This window comes from Streptomyces sp. NPDC051172, assembly GCF_040682555.1.
In the GTDB taxonomy this organism is placed as follows: domain Bacteria; phylum Actinomycetota; class Actinomycetes; order Streptomycetales; family Streptomycetaceae; genus Streptomyces.
Genome location: NZ_JBFBBE010000108.1, coordinates 1 through 17,032, shown reverse-complemented (window position 1 = coordinate 17,032; position 17,032 = coordinate 1). Strand labels below are relative to the sequence as shown.

General features: G+C 70.6%; 15 protein-coding genes. 3 read left to right on the top strand and 12 right to left on the bottom strand.

Annotation, left to right across the window (positions count from 1 at the left end):
- Window positions 1-6 precede the first annotated feature (6 nt).
- Window positions 7-450: a GNAT family N-acetyltransferase gene (locus AB0N07_RS40000; RefSeq protein WP_365843925.1), complete on the top strand. Its 444-nt coding sequence runs from the start codon at window positions 7-9 to the stop codon at window positions 448-450.
- Here AB0N07_RS40000 and galK read toward each other — a convergent pair.
- From galK to galT, 3 genes are read right to left on the bottom strand one after another with little or no spacing between them, the layout of a single operon-like run.
- Window positions 443-1,606, bottom strand: coding sequence for a galactokinase (gene galK, locus AB0N07_RS39995; protein ID WP_365843923.1), 1,164 nt, complete (start codon window positions 1,604-1,606; stop codon window positions 443-445). The two genes, AB0N07_RS40000 and galK, sit on opposite strands and share 8 nt — an antisense overlap.
- On the bottom strand, window positions 1,606-2,580 hold the full coding sequence (gene galE / locus AB0N07_RS39990; protein ID WP_365843921.1) for a UDP-glucose 4-epimerase GalE: 975 nt from the start codon (window positions 2,578-2,580) through the stop codon (window positions 1,606-1,608). The genes galK and galE overlap by 1 nt, the downstream gene beginning before the upstream one ends.
- On the bottom strand, window positions 2,580-3,638 hold the full coding sequence (gene galT, locus AB0N07_RS39985) for a galactose-1-phosphate uridylyltransferase (protein WP_365843919.1): 1,059 nt from the start codon (window positions 3,636-3,638) through the stop codon (window positions 2,580-2,582). The genes galE and galT overlap by 1 nt, the downstream gene beginning before the upstream one ends.
- Before the next feature lie 179 nt (window positions 3,639-3,817).
- Between galT and AB0N07_RS39980 the strand changes: the two genes are divergently transcribed.
- Together AB0N07_RS39980 and AB0N07_RS39975 are read left to right on the top strand one after the other, a co-directional pair.
- Window positions 3,818-5,509, top strand: coding sequence for a sodium:solute symporter family protein (locus AB0N07_RS39980; RefSeq protein ID WP_365843917.1), 1,692 nt, complete (start codon window positions 3,818-3,820; stop codon window positions 5,507-5,509).
- Window positions 5,510-5,530: 21 nt separating this feature from the next.
- Entirely contained in the window at window positions 5,531-5,842 is a 312-nt protein-coding gene (locus AB0N07_RS39975; RefSeq protein WP_365843915.1) for a hypothetical protein, read from the top strand.
- Between the two features lie 58 nt (window positions 5,843-5,900).
- Here AB0N07_RS39975 and AB0N07_RS39970 read toward each other — a convergent pair whose 3' ends face one another.
- The 9 genes from AB0N07_RS39970 to AB0N07_RS39930 form a co-directional block, all read right to left on the bottom strand.
- Window positions 5,901-6,605 (bottom strand): response regulator transcription factor, encoded by a 705-nt coding sequence (locus tag AB0N07_RS39970; protein ID WP_365843913.1) that lies wholly within the window; start codon window positions 6,603-6,605, stop codon window positions 5,901-5,903.
- Window positions 6,606-6,875: 270 nt separating this feature from the next.
- Window positions 6,876-8,567 (bottom strand): PQQ-binding-like beta-propeller repeat protein, encoded by a 1,692-nt coding sequence (locus AB0N07_RS39965; protein WP_365843911.1) that lies wholly within the window; start codon window positions 8,565-8,567, stop codon window positions 6,876-6,878.
- Between the two features lie 51 nt (window positions 8,568-8,618).
- Window positions 8,619-10,253 carry a PQQ-binding-like beta-propeller repeat protein gene (locus tag AB0N07_RS39960; protein ID WP_365843909.1) on the bottom strand — a complete coding sequence of 545 codons (1,635 nt, stop codon included), beginning with the start codon at window positions 10,251-10,253 and terminating at the stop codon, window positions 8,619-8,621.
- Between the two features lie 145 nt (window positions 10,254-10,398).
- Window positions 10,399-12,201 (bottom strand): ABC-F family ATP-binding cassette domain-containing protein, encoded by a 1,803-nt coding sequence (locus tag AB0N07_RS39955; RefSeq protein WP_365843907.1) that lies wholly within the window; start codon window positions 12,199-12,201, stop codon window positions 10,399-10,401.
- 122 nt (window positions 12,202-12,323) lie between these two features.
- Window positions 12,324-13,406: a peptidoglycan recognition family protein gene (locus tag AB0N07_RS39950; protein ID WP_365843905.1), complete on the bottom strand. Its 1,083-nt coding sequence runs from the start codon at window positions 13,404-13,406 to the stop codon at window positions 12,324-12,326.
- 151 nt (window positions 13,407-13,557) lie between these two features.
- Entirely contained in the window at window positions 13,558-13,875 is a 318-nt protein-coding gene (locus tag AB0N07_RS39945) for a hypothetical protein (RefSeq protein ID WP_365843954.1), read from the bottom strand.
- 69 nt (window positions 13,876-13,944) lie between these two features.
- On the bottom strand, window positions 13,945-14,844 hold the full coding sequence (locus AB0N07_RS39940; protein WP_365843903.1) for a 4-(cytidine 5'-diphospho)-2-C-methyl-D-erythritol kinase: 900 nt from the start codon (window positions 14,842-14,844) through the stop codon (window positions 13,945-13,947).
- Entirely contained in the window at window positions 14,841-15,734 is an 894-nt protein-coding gene (rsmA, locus tag AB0N07_RS39935; RefSeq protein WP_365843901.1) for a 16S rRNA (adenine(1518)-N(6)/adenine(1519)-N(6))-dimethyltransferase RsmA, read from the bottom strand. Before rsmA ends, AB0N07_RS39940 begins: the two co-directional genes overlap by 4 nt.
- 108 nt (window positions 15,735-15,842) lie before the next feature.
- Window positions 15,843-17,032 (bottom strand): ubiquitin-like domain-containing protein (locus AB0N07_RS39930; RefSeq protein WP_365843900.1); only part of this gene is annotated, 1,190 nt, incomplete at its 5' end.

Below are 17,032 nucleotides of genomic sequence, written 5' to 3'. Positions count from 1 at the left end.
AGCCGCATGTTTCGTCTTGAGACAGAAGTCGACAGGACCCGGCGCGATCTTCTCCGTTCCCGGCTGCGCGACACCAACACCAAGGCCTCCCCTGTGCTGCGCGCGCTGCGCAGCACCCCGGCCGAACGTGAACGTCCGCTCCATGTCTGGGTGTTGGACGAGCGGGACGAGCTGGCAGCGGGCCTGGTGGGCCACACCTGGACGACCTGGCTGCACGTCGCCTATTTGTGGGTCGACGAGCGGTGGCGGGGCGCGGGCCTGGGCTCACGGCTGCTGGCGGAGGCGGAACGGATCGCCCACGACGAGCGGGGCTGCACCTCGGCCCGGCTGGAGACCTGGGACTTCCAGGCGCCGGGGTTCTACCGGAAGCAGGGGTACGACGTGGTGTGCGTGATCCCCGACTATCCGCCGGGGATCACCGAATACACGCTGACGAAGCGGCTCAGCTGAGCCTCCGCGCGCCTGCCGCAGGCACCGCCTCGAACACCCTGGGCGCCGCGTGACCGCCGGAGGCGAACGCCTCCTCCACCGCCTTGGTGATGGTGTCCACGTCGGCCGCCTCCGCCAGCACGATCGCCGAGCCGCCGAAGCCGCCGCCGGTCATACGGGCGCCGAGGGCGCCGGAGGCGAGGGCCGTGTCCACGACCAGGTCCAGCTCCGGGCAGGAGATGCGGAAGTCGTCGCGCAGGGATGCGTGACCGGCGATCAGGACCGGGCCGATCGCCCGGGTCTCGCCCGCCTCCAGCAGGGCGACGGTCTTCTCCACCCGCTCGTCCTCCGTGACGATGTGACGGACCAGGCGGACCGCCTCCTCGTCGTCGCCCAACCGCTCCAGCGCGGCGTCGAGTTCCGCGTACGGGACGTCCCGCAGCGCGTCTACGCCCAGCAGGGCCGCGCCCCGCTCGCAGCCCGCGCGCCGCTTGCCGTACTCGCCGTCGCTGTGGGCGTGCTTGACGCGGGTGTCCACGACCAGCAGCCGCATGCCCTCCGCGGCCAGGTCGAAGGGGATCTGCTTCTGGGAGAGGTCCCGGGTGTCGAGGAACAGCGCGTGGCCCTCCTCGCAGCAGGCGGAGGCCGTCTGGTCCATGATGCCGGTGGGGGCGCCGACGTAGACGTTCTCGGCGCGCTGGCACAGGCGGGCCAGCTGCCAGCGCTGCAGGCCCAGTTCGTACAGGTCGTTCAGCGCGAGGGCCACGACGACTTCCAGCGCCGCCGAGGAGGACAGGCCCGCGCCGGACGGGACCGTCGACGACAGGTGGACGTCCGCACCGGTCACCGCATGGCCGGCCTCGCGCAGGGCCCAGACGACGCCGGCCGGATAGGCGGTCCAGTTGCGGTCCGACTCCGGGGCCAGGTCGTCCGGTCGGAGTTCCACGACCCCGCCCGCATCACCCTCGATGTCCGCCGAGTGCAGGCGCAGCACACCGTCCGTGCGGCGCGAGACCGCCGCGATCGCGGTGTGCGGCAGCGCGAAGGGCATCACGAAGCCGTCGTTGTAGTCGGTGTGCTCACCGATGAGGTTGACGCGGCCCGGCGCCGACCAGACACCTTCGGGCGCGGATCCGTAGAGCTCCACGAAACCGTCCCGCACCTGCTGTGCCGCCACTACTGCTCCCTTGCTGTGCTGATGGCCCGCGCGAACTCCCACGCGTCCGCCACGATCCCCGCGAGGTCCGCGCGGGACGGGTTCCAGCCCAGCTTCTCGCGGGCCGTGGCGGCCGAGGCCACCAGGACCGCCGGGTCACCGCTGCGGCGCGGGGCCACGACCTCGGGGATCGGGTGGCCGGTGACCTGCCGGACCGTCTCGATGACCTGGCGCACCGAGAAGCCCTCGCCGTTGCCCAGGTTGCAGATGAGGTGCTCGCCCGGGGCGGCGGCCTGCAGCGCGAGCAGGTGGGCGTCGGCCAGGTCAGCGACATGGATGTAGTCGCGGACGCAGGTGCCGTCCGGGGTCGGGTAGTCGTCGCCGAAGACGGAGATGGCGTCCCGCCTGCCCTGCGCGACCTGCAGCACCAGCGGGATGAGGTGCGACTCGGGGTCGTGGCGCTCGCCCTGCTTGCCGTAGGCGCCCGCCACGTTGAAGTAGCGCAGCGAGACCGCGCCCAGGCCGTGGGCCGCCGCCTCACCGGTGATCATGTGGTCGACGGCCAGCTTCGAGGCGCCGTAGGGGTTGGTCGGCGAGGTGGGCGCCGACTCCACGATCGGGACCTCCTTCGGCTCGCCGTACGTGGCGGCCGTGGAGGAGAAGACCAGCTTGCGGACGCCCGCCTCGCGCATCGCGCCGAGCAGCGCCATGGTGCCGGCGACGTTGTTGTCCCAGTACTTCTCGGGCTTCACGACCGACTCGCCGACCTGCGAGAACGCGGCGAAGTGCAGGACGGCGTCGTAGGAGGGGTCCAGCCATTTGGCGGCGTCGCGGATGTCGCCCTCGATGAAGGCGGCGCCCGCCGGGACCCCCTCGCGGAAGCCGGTCGTCAGGTTGTCCAGGACCGTGACCTCGTGGCCCGCCTCCAGCAGATGCTGGGCGACCACGCTGCCCACATAGCCCGCACCACCGGTGACCAGGTACTTACCGCTCATCAACTCGCTACCTCTCGCAGTCGCTCGGCCGCGCGCTCCGGCGGCACGTCGTTGATGAACACGTTCATGCCGGACTCGGAACCCGCGAGGAACTTCAGCTTGCCGGAGGTTCGGCGGATGGTGAAAAGCTCGAGGTGGAGCGCGAAGTCGTCACGGTTGACGCCCTCGAAGTCCTCCAGCGCCCCGAACGGGGCCTGGTGCCAGGCCGCGATGTAGGGCGTGGGCGGTTCACCTTCGCCGAAGATCCGGTCGAAGCGCCTCAAGAGTTCCAGATAGACCTTGGGGAACTCTGTGCGCGCCTGTTCGTCCAGCCCGAGCAGGTCGGGCACGCGACGCTTCGGGTACAGGTGGACCTCGTACGGCCAGTGCGCCGCGTACGGCACGAACGCCAGCCAGTGTTCACCTTCCAGGACGACCCGCTCACCGGTGAGTTCGCTCTGCAGGACGGCGTCGAAGAGGTTCTCCCCGCCCGTCGCCTCCTTGTGCTGGGCGACCTGGCGCAGCATCAGGGCGGTGCGAGGCGTCGTGAACGGGTACGCGTAGATCTGGCCGTGCGGATGCCCGAGCGTGACGCCGATCTCCGCGCCCCGGTTCTCGAAGCAGAACACCTGCTCCACGGAGGGGAGATGCGACAGCTCGGACGTTCGGTCCGTCCATGCCTCCAGGACCAGCGCCGCCTGCTCCTCGGTGAGGTCGGCGAAGGACGCGTTGTGATCGGAGGTGAAGCAGACGACCTCGCAGCGGCCCGAGTCGCCGGCCAGGGAGGGGAAGCGGTTCTCGAAGACGACCACGTCGTACGACGAGTCCGGGATCTCGCTCAGTCTGCCGTCCCGGGAGGGGCACAGCGGGCACTCGTCGGCCGGCGGGTGGTAGGTGCGGCCCTGGCGGTGCGAGGCGACGGCGATCGCGTCGCCGAGCAGCGGGTCACGGCGGATCTCGGAGGTCGTGACGGTCCGCTCCAGCGGCCGGTGGTCCACCGCGTCGCGCACGTTGTCGTCGCGCAGGTCGTAGTAGATCAACTCGCGACCGTCGGCCAGGCGGGTCGAGGTCTTCTTCACTGCGGACTCCCTATTCGAGCCACATCAATCATCAAACAGAACCAAACACATTGGAACATCGCCCCCTCACATCCGTCAACATCACAATCCAACAAAGAGCATCACCAAAAGTGTTTGGATACTGAACACAGAGGCGTAGGTTCCGCCCTGTATCAGTTCACGCGACGAAGCGAGTACTTATGCAAACCCCCACATACCAGGCCGTGGAACTGGCCGCCGAGCTTCGACTCCCCACGAACGGGCTCGACTACACGATCCTCGCCATCTACTTCGCCGTCGTCCTCGGCATCGGATTCGCCGCCCGCAGATCGGTGAAGACCAGCCTCGACTTCTTCCTCTCCGGGCGCTCCCTGCCCGCGTGGATCACCGGTCTCGCGTTCATCTCGGCCAACCTGGCCGCCACCGAGATCCTGGGCATGGCCGCCAACAGCGCGCAGTACGGCGCCTACACCGTGCACTGGTACTGGATCGGTGCCATCCCCGCCATGGTCTTCCTCGGCCTGGTGATGATGCCCTTCTACTACGGGAGCAAGGTCCGCTCCGTCCCCGAGATGCTGCTCCTCCGCTTCGACAAGTGGGCACATCTGCTGAGTTCGATCCTGTTCGCGTTTGCCGCCGTCCTGATCGCCGGTGTGAACCTCTACGCCCTCGCCATCGTCGTAGAGGCGCTCCTCGGCTGGCCGCAGTGGGTGGCGATCGTGGTCGCCGGTGCCTTCGTGCTGGCGTACATCACGCTCGGCGGTCTCTCCTCCGCGATCTACAACGAGGTGCTGCAGTTCTTCGTGATCCTCGCGGCCCTGATCCCGATCGTCGTGCTGGGCCTGAAGAAGGTCGGCGGCTGGGGCGGCCTGACCGACAAGCTCACCGCCAGCCACGGCGCGAACTTCACCACCGCCTGGGGCGGCACCGGCATCGGCAGCAGCAACCCGCTGGGCGCCAACTGGCTCACCATCGTGCTGGGCCTCGGCTTCGTGCTGTCCTTCGGCTACTGGACGACGAACTTCGCCGAGGTGCAGCGCGCCCTGTCCGCGAAGAACCTCTCGGCCGCTCAGCGCACCCCGCTGATCGCCGCGTACCCGAAGGTCTTCATCGTCTTCCTGGTGATGATCCCCGGGCTGGTCGCCGCCGCGCTGGTCCCCGGCTTCGGCACCACGAAGTCCGGCTACCAGTACAACGACGCCATCCCCTACCTCATGTCGCAGCTGCTGCCCAACGGCGTCCTCGGCATCGCCGTGACCGGACTGCTCGCCGCGTTCATGGCGGGCATGGCGGCCAACGTGTCGTCCTTCAACACGGTGTTCACCAACGACATCTGGGCCCGGTACGTGGTCAAGGGCCGCGAGGACGGCTACTACGTCCGCTTCGGCCGCCTGATCACGGTGATCGGCGTCTGCGCCTCGGTCGGCACGGCCTTCCTGGCCTCGTCGTTCTCGAACATCATGAGCTACCTCCAGACCCTGTTCTCCTTCTTCAACGTGCCGATGTTCGTCGTCTTCATCGTCGGCATGTTCTGGAAGCGCGCTTCCGCCAGGTCCGGCTTCTGGGGCCTGCTCGCCGGCACCGTGGCCGCGATGGTGAACTACTTCGTGATCTACAAGAGGGGGATCATCAGCATCCCCTCCGACCAGGGCGCCAACTTCGTCTCCGCGATCGTCGGCTTCGTCGCCGGCGCGGTGGTGATGGTGGTCGTGTCCCTGTTCACCAGGCCCAAGCCCGCCGAGGAACTCCAGGGCCTGGTCTACGGCACCACCTCACCCGGCATGTCCGAGCCGCCCGCCGTCGGCGACGACGCCTGGTACCGCCGGCCGGCCCTGCTGGGCTGGGGCGCGGTCGTCCTCGCTGCCGCCTGCTACATCCCGTTCTCGTTCTGATCGAGGGAGGATCGATTCACCATGACTGATCAGCACGGGTACTCAGAGCATGACGTGCAGCGCGAAGTCACCGAGCTCCAGCAGAAGTCGGCGACGGCGGCTCGCATCTTCGACCTGCGGCGCATCATCGGCGGGTTGTTCGTGGTCTACGGCGTGATCGTCACCATCGCCGGGATCACCGACGGCCAGGCCGCGATCGACAAGGCGCAGGGGGTCAACATCAATCTGTGGACCGGGATCGCGATGTTGATTCTGGGGGTGTTCTTCCTGGTGTGGCTGAAGTTGCGGCCGGCGGCCCCGCCGGTTCCTCCGGAGGAGGGCGGGGCGGAGTAGCGCCGTTGGACCTGCGGTCGTCTGCCGGGTGCGGGCGCACGGGGGCAGCCCCGCGCCCCTAACGGGGCGCTTCGTCCTCCGCAGGTACTGGGTGCTGCACCGGCCCCGCCCGGTCCAGCAGCCCCGTCCGTGCCGCCAGGGCCGCTGCCTCCAGGCGGGAGCCCACGCCCAGTTTCATCAGGACTCGTTGGACGTGGGTGCGCGCGGTGCTGGGGGCGATGCCCATGCCGGCTGCAATTAGGCGGGTGTCCTCGCCGTCGGCGACCCGGACCAGGACCTCGACCTCCCTCGGGGTGAGCATCTGGAGCAGGCGCTGGCCCTCGTCGTCCGGTTGGGCGGCGGGGTTCAGCAACTCGCTGAAGGCTCCTTGCAGCAGCTGCGGGGCAACCGCCGCCTCGCCCGCCCTCGCCTTCATGATGGCCCGCTCGACGCCCTCTATGCGCTCGTCATGGCGCACATAGCCCGAGGCGCCGGCGGCGAAGGCGGCGGCTATGCCACGCGGGCTCGGTACCGGGCCGAGGACCAGGACCGCCACCTGCGGACGCTCCCGTTTGATCTTCACCACCGGGTCGAAGATGCCCGGCTCGGCCGGTGTCGCCGTACCCAGCAGGCACACCTCCGGCGCACGGGTGATCACCAGCTCCGCCGCGCCCGCGGCAGGCGCCGCCGCGGCGAGCACCCGGTGCCCCCGCAGCTTCAACGCCGAGGCCAGCGCCTCGGCGAGCAGTCGGTGGTCGTCGACCACCATGAGCCGCACTCCCATCGAGCAACCCCCCAGTCCCCCCGATGGATCACCATGGATGCCGCGCTATGGATGCCCACCGGTCCGCGCGGACAGGAGCCCCCTCCCGGCTCCCCCGCTCTTCATGCCCCCGGAAGCTACACGCTTGTTCGACATTGCGCTCCCCCTACCGGTGAGAAGTGCCCCTGATCGACGGAATTTCTGGCTTTCCGCGTATTCGAGGGTGATGGGCGGTACGCGCACGGCCCCGCCCCTGAGCAGGGACGGGGCCGCAGCTGCCGGGCAGTGGTTTCAGCCGCCGGCGCCGAGCGCGAGCGCCAGGACCTTCTCCCCAGAGGCCGGACTCGACAGCTTGTCGGCGAACCGGCCGGCCAGGTACAGACGGCCCTGCGAGTAGAGGATCTCGGAGTAGTCGGGCGACAGGGTGCCCTCCAGGTCCCGCACCGACCCCGCCGCCGGGTTCTCCAGCAGCCTGGTCTCCTTGAAGGAGCCGCCGTCGATGCTGACGACCTGGCCGCCCTTGTCGTACGGCGGGTGCTTGTAGGCGATCACATTGCCGCCGTCCATACGCAGCGGGGTGATCGTGTAGCCGTCGCCGGCGTCGGCGCGCTGGCCGTTCTGCTTGCCGGTGGCCAGGTCGAACGCGACGATCTCGTTGGTCCGGCCGTAGTCCTTGCCGCCGTCGTGCTCCTCGGTCGGCAGATACAGCCTGCCGTTGCCGACGGCGACTCCGGTGCAGTGCTCGAGCTCGGAGATCGCGTCGCAGCTGGCCGCGTAGTCCTTGCCGGGAGCCGAGATCCGGGTGATCAGCTTGCCGGTCTTGTTGTCGATGGAGAAGAAGTCCGAGATCTCACTGCCGTCGCCCGCGCTGTGGCCGACGTCGGCCGCCACGACCAGCGGGTTCGTCGACACGACGGCGGCGTACTCGATGCCCGTGGCCAGCTTGTACTCCGAGATCGTCCGCCCGGACCGCGGGTCGATGGTCTGGATGTGCAGCTGCGGATCGTCGAACGAGCCGCACTTGAGCACCGCGACGAGCTTCTCGCCGCCGCCGTACCCGGCGTCGATGCAGCTGTCCTTGGGCTTCGGGGCCCACAGCTGCCTGCCGCCGGCGAGGTCGAAGGCGACGCCTCCGTAGTTGCCGCCCGCGGCGACCGTGTTCGCACTGACGGTGACGTTCTCGAAGGTCATCGCCCGGCCTCGGGAGCCGAGCGACTTCGTCCACAGCTTCTTGCCGGCGTGCAGGTCGATCGCCGCGACCTGGCTGCACCCCTCGGACCTGCCCTTCGGGGGCATTCTGGGCTGGAAGACGACGGCCGTCCGGTCGTCGTCGGTGGTGTGCGTGCTGACGGTGCAGACCGGGCCGGGGAGCTTGATCGTCCACAGCTTGCTGCCCTTGTCGCGGTCGTACCCGTTGATCTCCGCGACGCCGCTCTTCACATACGCCTTGTCCGTGAGCCACGAACCGGCGACGACGGTGGTGTCGTCCACCTGGGGCACCGGGACCTTGAACAGCAGCTGCGAGGCGGTGCGGGCGGGCACCTTCTCCTCACCCTCGGCCGTGCTGCCGCCGGTGCCGCCGCCACTGGAGCTCGCCCCCGCGCCGGAGGCGCCATCGGATGCAGTGTTCTTTCCGTCGTCCTTGCCCGACGAGGCGTACCAGACGCCGCCGGCGACGAGCAGTGCGACGGCGAGGACCGCCGCGAGGATGATCGCCGTCTGCCCGCCGCCCTTGCGTCCGCCGCCGGGCTGCCCGGTCTGCGCGTACGGCGGCGCGGGCGGCTGCGGGTAGCCGTAACCGGCCTGCCGGCCGTAGGGATTCGGCGGCTGCCCGTAGGGCGGTGCGGGCTGGGCGTAGGGGTTGGGCTGCTGCGGAGCCTGCGGTGCCTGGGGATAGCCGTATCCCGGCTGGGGCGGAGGCGGCTGGGGCGGGCCGAAGCCGCCCTGCTGCGGGGGCTGTTGGGGCGGCGGGGGCTGGGTCATGGCGTGGCTACCTCGTGAGCGGGCGGCGGGGACGACGGGCCTGGGGAGCGGTCACTTGCCGTAGGCGAGCATCAACTTGCCCTTCGAGTCGTCGTTTCCGCTGATCCGCGTGGGTGAGAGGTAGAAGCGTCCGTCGACCCAGTCGAAGGCCTTGGTGAAGACGGCGCTCTCCAGGGCCGCCGTGCTCTGCGGGTTCTGCAGCAGCTTCACCGGCGTGTGGCCGGAGCCGCTCGTCGCGATCGACACGACCTGGCCGCCCACGTCGTACGAGGGCTGCACATAGGCGATGAGCCTGCCGCCCTCGACCTTCATCGGCAGCATCGACGCGTCAGCCGGGGACTTGACGCGCCACTTCTCCTTGCCGTTCGCGAGGCTGATCGCGACGATCTCGTTCGGCCCGGTGGTGGCGTCGGTCGGCAGGTAGAGGGTGTCGGCGTCCGCGGTCACACCCTTGCAGCCCTGGAGGTCGCGTTCGAGGAGCGCCCAGCCGCACTGGGGGGCGAAGTTCCCGTCGAAGCCGACCTGGGAGCGGAACCTGCCGTTCGAGTCGAAGACCGAGATGTTCCAGGCCTTCTTGTCCTGGTTGGTGCTGTAGACGACGAGCGGGTCGACGGAGTACGTCCGCGCGACCGACCAGCCCTTGTCGAACTTCCGCGTCCACCTGGCCCTGCCGGTCGCCGGGTCGAGCTCCTGGATCTCGTCGTGCTCGTTCGGCTCGCTGGCATTGCAGGTCGCGACGGAGATCAGCCTGCTGCCGCCGGCGAAGGCGGTCGGGAAGCAGGCGCTGCCGTACTTCTTCTTGTCGAACAGCTTCTTCCCGCTGTCGATGTCGTACGCCACCCCCGACTGCGCGCGGCCCACCAGCACCGTCCGGCCGCTGAGGGACAGGGAGATGTTCAGGGTGCTGTCGAACAGCGCGCCCTCGGGGAGCGTGCCGCTCCAGCCCTTGGCGCCGGTGCCCAGGTCGAGTTGCTGGAGCTGGTTGCACTTGGCGCGCTGGCCGGTGCCGCTCTCGTAGGCCACCACGATCTTGTCGTCGGCCGACTTCTGCGGGGTGACCGCGCAGATCTTCTGCGGGAAGGTGACGGTGTCCCAGGCCGGGCTGCCGTCGGTCACGTCGTAGGCGAAGACCTGCTTGTACGCCGCCTTCACGGCCGCCTTGTCGGTGATCCACATGCCGGGGGCCTCGGCGCCCGCACCGGGTGCGTCCGGGGGCGACTCGTACCAGAGCACCTTCGCCTCGCCCGTCCTGCGGCTCGCGTTGAAGCCCTGGGGATCGGAACCGCTGCCGCTGCCACCGGAGCCGCCCGAGCCGGACGCGGTGGGCTTCGGGTCGTCGCTCTGCCCGGCGACCGGCTTCTTGTCGCCGCCGCGCGTCACGGCGTAGACGGTGCCGCCGATGACGGCCAGCGCGGCGACGGCCGCCGCGATCACCAGGCCCGGCTTCCCCTTGAAGGGATTGCCGGAGCCGGGCGGCGGGGTGCCGGGCGACCCGGGGTACTGGGGGTGCGGCGGATAGCCGTAACCGGGCTGCGCGCCGTATGGGCCGGGCTGCTGCGGCTGGCCGTACGGGCCGGGTTGGCCGTAGGGGCCGGGCTGTTGGGGTGGGAGCGGGGGCGGTGCTCCGAAACCGCCCTGTGGTGCGCCGAAACCGCCGTACGGCGGCTGGTTGGGCGGCTGCGTCATCAGCGCGTTCCCCCGTTCAGTCACTGATTTCTAGCCAAGTCCTCTTTCTATCACCTGCAACTGACAGCACACCGGGCCGGTTCAGCCCCTGTTCCCAAGGGAGAACCGGCCCGTGATGCCGTCGTTATGACCCTTCACTGAGCCTTCACGCGTCTTCGGCGAGTTCCAGCCAGCGCAGCTCCAGGTCCTCGCGCTCGCCCGCCAAGTCGCGCAGCTGGGCGTCGAGTTCGGCCACCTTGGCGAAGTCGGTGGCGTTCTCGGCGATCTGGGCGTGCAGCTTGGTCTCCTTCTCGGAGACCTTGTCCAACTGCCGCTCGATCTTCTGGAGTTCCTTCTTCGCGGCTCGCTGGTCGGCGGCGCTCTTCTCGGCGGCGGGCCTGGCCGCGACGGGCGAGGCGGCCGCGACCGCCTCCTCCATCTTCCGGCGCCGCTCCAGGTACTCGTCGATGCCGCGCGGCAGCATCCGCAGGGTGGCGTCGCCGAGCAGCGCGAACACGCGGTCGGTGGTGCGCTCGACGAAGAACCGGTCGTGGGAGATCACGATCATCGAGCCGGGCCAGCCGTCGAGGAGGTCCTCCAGCTGGGTCAGGGTCTCGATGTCGAGGTCGTTGGTGGGCTCGTCGAGGAAGAGGACGTTGGGCTCGTCCATGAGCAGACGCAGCAGCTGCAGGCGGCGGCGCTCACCGCCGGACAGGTCGCCGACGGGCGTCCACTGCTTCTCCTTGTTGAAGCCGAACGTCTCGCACAGCTGACCGGCCGTCATCTCCCGCCCCTTGCCGAGGTCGACGCGCTCGCGCACCTGCTGCACGGCCTCCAGGACCCGCAGGTTCGGGTTGAGTTCGGCTACCTCCTGGGAGAGGTAGGCGAGCTTGACGGTCCTGCCGACGGCGACCCGCCCGCCGACGGGCTGCACCTCGCCCTCGGACCGTGCCGCCTCGGCCATGGCGCGCAGCAGGGAGGTCTTGCCGGCGCCGTTGACGCCGACCAGGCCGATGCGGTCTCCGGGGCCGAGCTGCCAGGTGACGTGCTTGAGCAGCACCTTGGGTCCGGCCTGCACGGTGACGTCTTCCAGGTCGAAGACGGTCTTTCCGAGCCGCGAGGAGGCGAACTTCATCAGCTCGCTGCTGTCCCGGGGCGGCGGTACGTCCTTGATGAGCTCGTTGGCGGCCTCCACGCGGAAGCGCGGCTTGGACGTACGGGCGGGCGCACCGCGCCGCAGCCAGGCCAGTTCCTTGCGGACGAGGTTCTGCCGCTTGACCTCCTCGGTGGCGGCGATGCGCTCGCGCTCGGCGCGCGCGAAGACGTAGTCGGAGTAGCCGCCCTCGTACTCGTGGACGACCCCCCTCTGCACGTCCCACATGCGCGTGCAGACCTGGTCCAGGAACCAGCGGTCGTGGGTCACGCACACGAGAGCGGAGCGGCGCTCGCGCAGATGGCGCGCGAGCCAGGCGATGCCCTCGACGTCGAGGTGGTTCGTGGGCTCGTCGAGGACGATCAGGTCCTGTTCCTCGATGAGCAGCTTGGCGAGCGCGATACGGCGCCGCTCGCCGCCGGACAGCGGCGCGATGACGGTGTCCAGGCCCTGCGGGAAGCCCGGCAGGTCGAGGCCGCCGAACAGGCCGGTGAGCACGTCCCGGATCTTGGCGTTGCCCGCCCACTCGTGGTCTTCCATGTCCCGGATGACCTCGTGCCGGACGGTGGCGTTCGGGTCGAGGGAGTCGTGCTGGGTGAGCACGCCGAGGCGGAGGCCGCCGGAGTGGGTGACCCGCCCGGTGTCGGCGTCCTCCAGCTTGGCCAGCATGCGGATCAGGGTGGTCTTGCCGTCGCCGTTGCGCCCGACCACCCCGATCCGGTCGCCTTCGGAGACGCCGAGGGACACGCCGTCGAGGAGGGCACGAGTGCCGTACACCTTGCTGACGTTCTCGACATTGACCAGATTGACGGCCATTTTTCTCCTGCCCAGGGGGCTGTATCGACATGCGGCACCGCCGCAGGGGGTCAGCCTCCCAGCCTAATGCGCGCCGGTCGGTGGCCGATCCCCCTGCAGGTCACGCCCGGATCAGCCGCAGATCAGCGGGCTGCGGCCGCGCGGATCTCGCCGAGCAGGTCGTACATCACCTGGCCGGGGCACTCGGTGGCGAAGTAGTCGCGGTGCCCGCCGATGGTGTTCGTGTCCTTCTTCGTGCCGTTGACGGGGTTCACGTAGGTGACCCTCGCCTGGGGGTCGAGGCCCTTGAACCGGCAGATCACCTTGATCAGCCGGGTCAGGGAGTCCTTGGCCGCGTCCGTGGGGCCGTTCTCCGTGAGCGTGCCGATGAGGGCGATGCCGAGGGCGCCGGAGTTGTAGCCCACGGAGTGGAAGCCGGTGACGAGGTCGCCGTCCAAGTTGAAGGCGGGGATGCCGTCGTCGCCGGAGTAACGGCCCTCGTAGACGGTGCCGGACTCGTCGATGAGGAAGTGGTAGCCGATGTCGCCCCAGTCGTTGGTGATCGCGTGGAGCTCATAGATCGCGCGTACCGTCGCGGCCGGGTCGGGATCGTTGTTCGGCGTGGCGGTGTGGTGGACCGTGATGATCTGCAACGGGTAGTACTTCTCGGGCGAGTTGACCTTGCCGTCCTTGTACCGCTTGGACTCGTCGGCGCCCCACGCCGGGCGGGAGAGGTAGCGCACACCACGTACGCGCGTCGGCTCGCTGGGCACGTGGAAGGTGTGGCCGGGGCCGTCGGTGACGTCGATCGCCAGCGAGGACACGTCGGACACTCCGCCCGACACCTTCACCTCGTAGACGGTGGCGTTCTGGGCCGCCACCAGCGCGCTGCCGCCGTCCTTGACGGCCGAGCAGCCCGCGGTCACGGTCTGCCAGCCACCGTCCGCGAGGCGGATCGCGGTGCCTTCCTTGGCTCCGGACCACCGCAGACCGACGTAGGAGGCGGCGAAGGCGGTGGTGGCCTCGCCGGTGCCGGTGGCGGCCTCGGTCCGGGTGGCGGGGAACTTCTCCGGGGTCGTACCGGAGCCGCCGGAACCGTTGGAGCTGGAGCCGTCACCGTCACCGGAGCCGGAGCCGGAGCCGGAGCCGGAGCCGGAGCCGGTGGCCGCGAAGACCGCAGGGGTCACGGCAGCCGCGCCGGCCACCGCCGCGGCGGCACCGATCACGCCGCGACGGGACAGAGAGCGCTTCCTGCGGTGGGCAGGGGAGGGTGTGGGGGATTCGGACACGTGCGTGACCCTTCGGCTGTGCAGGGGGTAGGTGCGCCACACCGGGCGCTTGAAAGCTCAATCGACCCTATTGGTCCCACCGGCCCCATCAGTACTGCGATTGCCGTACATCCGCGTGGAAATCCGTCACGTTCGTGTGGAGATCGGGCGAAGATCGCGTACGGCGCCACGGTGTCGCGTCGGGCCTCGCCCATCTGTGTCCCGCCCGCGCGTTCGCCCACCGGGCATGCGGGCCCGCATCCGGCGGCCAGATGCCCCGCCGGTCGGGCGTCAACAAACGCTCAGCCGCCCAACGCCGTGCGCACCGACCGGCGCACGAGCCCGAAGCGCACAGCGTCTGCGCCACCTCGGCCGCCGACTCCGCATCCCGGGCAAGGAAGGCCGTCGTCGGGCCCGAGCCCGACACCAACGCGGCGAGCGCGCCCGCGGTGCAGCCCGCGGCGAGGGTGCTCAACGGTCCGGGGTCGACCGGCGCTCAGCCGCCCACCACCGTCGCCCCGGCTACCGGCCCCGAAGCCATGCGTACCGACCGGCACATGCCCGAAGTACGCAGCGTCTCGGCCACCTCGGCCGCCGACTCCGGATCCCGGGCGAGGAAGGCCGTCGTCGGGCCCGAGCCCGACACCAACGCGGCGAGCGCGCCCGCGGTGCAGCCCGCGGCGAGGGTGTCGGCGAGGTCGGGGAAGAGGGAGAGGGCGGCGGGCTGGAGGTCGTTGGAGACGGCCGCGGCGAGCGCGTCCGGGTCGCCCTTGGCGAGGGCGCGCAGGAGTTCCTCGGAGGCGACGGGTTCGGGGATGTCGCGGCCCTCCACCAGCCGGTCGAACTCGCGGAAGACGGCCGGGGTGGAAAGACCGCGGCCGGCCATCGCGAACACCCAGTGGAACGTGCCGCCGACCTCCAGCGTGCGCAGCTGCTCGCCGCGCCCGGTGCCCAGCGCCGCCCCGCCCACCAGGCTGAACGGCACATCGCTGCCCAACTCGGCGCAGATGGAGAGGAGTTCGGCCCGGGAGGCGCCCGTCTGCCACAGCGTGTTGCAGGCCAGCAGCGCGCCCGCGCCGTCCGCGCTGCCGCCCGCCATGCCGCCGGCGACCGGGATGTCCTTGGCGATGTGGATGTGCACGGCCGGTTCGATGCCCCGCCGCCGGGCGAGTTCGAGGGCCGCGCGCGCCGCGAGGTTCGTACGGTCAAGGGGCACGTGCTTGGCGTCCGGCCCCTCGCAGGTGATGCGCAGTTCGTCGGCGGGCGTCACGGTGACCTCGTCGTGGAGGCCGACCGCCAGGAAGACGTTGGCCAGGTCGTGGAAGCCGTCGGGGCGGGCCGCACCCACCGCGAGCTGCACGTTGACCTTGGCGGGGACGCGTACGGTGACGCTCACTTCTGACCGGGCTCCTTGTTCGCGGTGGTCTCGGCGTGCTCGGCGATGCGCGCGAACTCCTCGACCGTGAGGGCCTCTCCGCGCGCCTGCGGCGACACCCCGGCGGCGACGAGGGCCGCCTCCGCCGCCGCGGGCGACCCGGCCCAGCCGGCGAGCGCGGCCCGCAGCGTCTTGCGCCGCTGCGCGAAGGCCGCGTCGACCACGGCGAACACCTCGCGCCGCGAGGCGGTGGTCTTGAGCGGCTCGGTGCGGCGGACCAGCGAGACGAGGCCGCTGTCGACGTTCGGGGCGGGCCAGAAGACGTTGCGGCCGATGGCGCCGGCCCGCTTGACCTCGGCGTACCAGTTGGCCTTCACGGACGGGACGCCGTACACCTTCGAGCCGGGCGCGGCGGCGAGGCGGTCGGCGACCTCCGACTGGACCATGACCAGGGTGCGTTCGATGCTCGGGAAGGTCTCGAGCATGTGCAGGAGGACCGGGACGGCGACGTTGTAGGGGAGGTTCGCGACGAGTGCGGTCGGGGCGGGGCCCGGCAGCTCGGTCACGTGCATCGCGTCCGAGTGGACGAGCGCGAAACGGTCGGCGCGGTCGGGCATGCGGGCCGCGATGGTGGCGGGCAGCGCCGCGGCCAGTACGTCGTCGATCTCGACGGCGGTGACGCGGTCGGCGACCTCCAGCAGCGCCAGGGTGAGGGAGCCGAGCCCCGGGCCGACCTCGACGACCACGTCGTCCGGGCGGACGCCGGCGGTGCGGACGATACGGCGGACCGTGTTGGCGTCGATCACGAAGTTCTGACCGCGCTGCTTGGTGGGGCGGACGCCGAGGGCTGCCGCCAGTTCGCGGATGTCGGCGGGGCCCAGGAGGGCGTCGGGGGCTGGGCTGCTGCTCACGGCGACAAGGGTACGTGGCGGCAACCAAGCGGTTCGCCTGGTGCCGCGATTGGCCGTCGATCGGCCGCGGGCACGTCGCCCCCACCGGCCCGCGGCCAAAAACCCGCCTCACCCGTGCAGCCGCGCCCCGCAATGGGGCCAGGGGCTCGCCCCTCGCCGTACATACAACTTCTTCGCACGGGCCGTCTGCTCCGCCGGGGACGCGTCCTCCGGGCGGCCGGTGCCGCCGAGGCTCTGCCAGGTGCGGGACTCCAGCTGGTAGAGGCCGCCGTAGGTGCCCGAGGGGTCGACGGCGTCCGGGCGGCCGCCCGACTCGCAGGCCGCGAGGCCCTTCCAGTTCAGGTCGTCGGCGCCGCGCACGGACGTCGGGAGCGGCTTGGTGCCCACCTTCACGACCTGCGGCTGCGGCTCGCGCACCACCTCGGTGCCGGCAAGGCGCGGCTTCTGCCGGACCCCGTTGACGATGCGCAGGGAGTACGTGATCCGCCGCAGCCCCGGCTGTCCCACCCGGTCGACGACCTCCGTCCCCTTGAACACCCCGGGGTCGTCCTCCCGCTGCACCTTGAACGGGATCTCCTCCTCGCGGACCTCCTTGGAGCCGGTGACCCGCAGCACGGTCACCGTCTGCCCGTCGCGCGGGAAGCTGTCCGCCGGGACGGAGGTGGTGTCCTCGCCGTGCAGCAAGACCCCGGCCTCCTCGACGACCTCCTGCACGGTCGCCGCGTTCGTGCGGACCGTCCGTGCGTGGCCGTCGGCCATGACCGTCACGGAACGCTCGGTGCGCACGTCGAGCGAGAGCCCCGCGCGTCCGATGTGCCGGGAGCGCGCAGCGGACAGATACGCGCCCTGCGCCCGCACCCCCATCTCCTCGAGCGCCTCCTGCACCGTGTCCGCCGTCGTCCACACCTCGCGCCGGTGCCCGTCGATGGTGAGCCGCACGGGACGCCCGTACTGCACCACGATCTCGTCACCACTGCGGATCGCCGTGCCGGGGGCCGGCGCGACCACGTCGTGCGCCCCCACGTCGACGCTCTCCTGTGCGAGCAGTTCGGTCACGTCGTCGGCGAAGGTGTGCAGGGTGCGCGGCTTGCCGTCGACGTTCAGCTCGATGGCCTTGTCCTTGGCGACGAACGCGGTGGTGCCGCCGGCCAGGAAGGCGACGACCAGCGCCTGCGGCAGCAGCCTGCGCATCGAGCCGTCCGGGAGCTCGATGGGCCGCGCCCTGCGCCGGCGTGCGGCCCGGCGCCTGCGTCCCGCTCCGGCGGGCGCGGCGGGCGCGGGCACTTCCTCGCCCGCCG

Bases quoted from the DNA above. Each gene is read 5' to 3' on its own strand.
- AB0N07_RS40000 (WP_365843925.1), top strand. From the start codon at position 7: ATGTTTCGTCTTGAGACAGAAGTCGACAGGACCCGGCGCGATCTTCTC.
- galE (WP_365843921.1), bottom strand. From the start codon at position 2,580: ATGAGCGGTAAGTACCTGGTCACCGGTGGTGCGGGCTATGTGGGCAGC.
- AB0N07_RS39980 (WP_365843917.1), top strand. From the start codon at position 3,818: ATGCAAACCCCCACATACCAGGCCGTGGAACTGGCCGCCGAGCTTCGA.
- AB0N07_RS39975 (WP_365843915.1), top strand. From the start codon at position 5,531: ATGACTGATCAGCACGGGTACTCAGAGCATGACGTGCAGCGCGAAGTC.
- AB0N07_RS39970 (WP_365843913.1), bottom strand. From the start codon at position 6,605: ATGGGAGTGCGGCTCATGGTGGTCGACGACCACCGACTGCTCGCCGAG.
- AB0N07_RS39965 (WP_365843911.1), bottom strand. From the start codon at position 8,567: ATGACCCAGCCCCCGCCGCCCCAACAGCCCCCGCAGCAGGGCGGCTTC.
- AB0N07_RS39960 (WP_365843909.1), bottom strand. From the start codon at position 10,253: ATGACGCAGCCGCCCAACCAGCCGCCGTACGGCGGTTTCGGCGCACCA.
- AB0N07_RS39955 (WP_365843907.1), bottom strand. From the start codon at position 12,201: ATGGCCGTCAATCTGGTCAATGTCGAGAACGTCAGCAAGGTGTACGGC.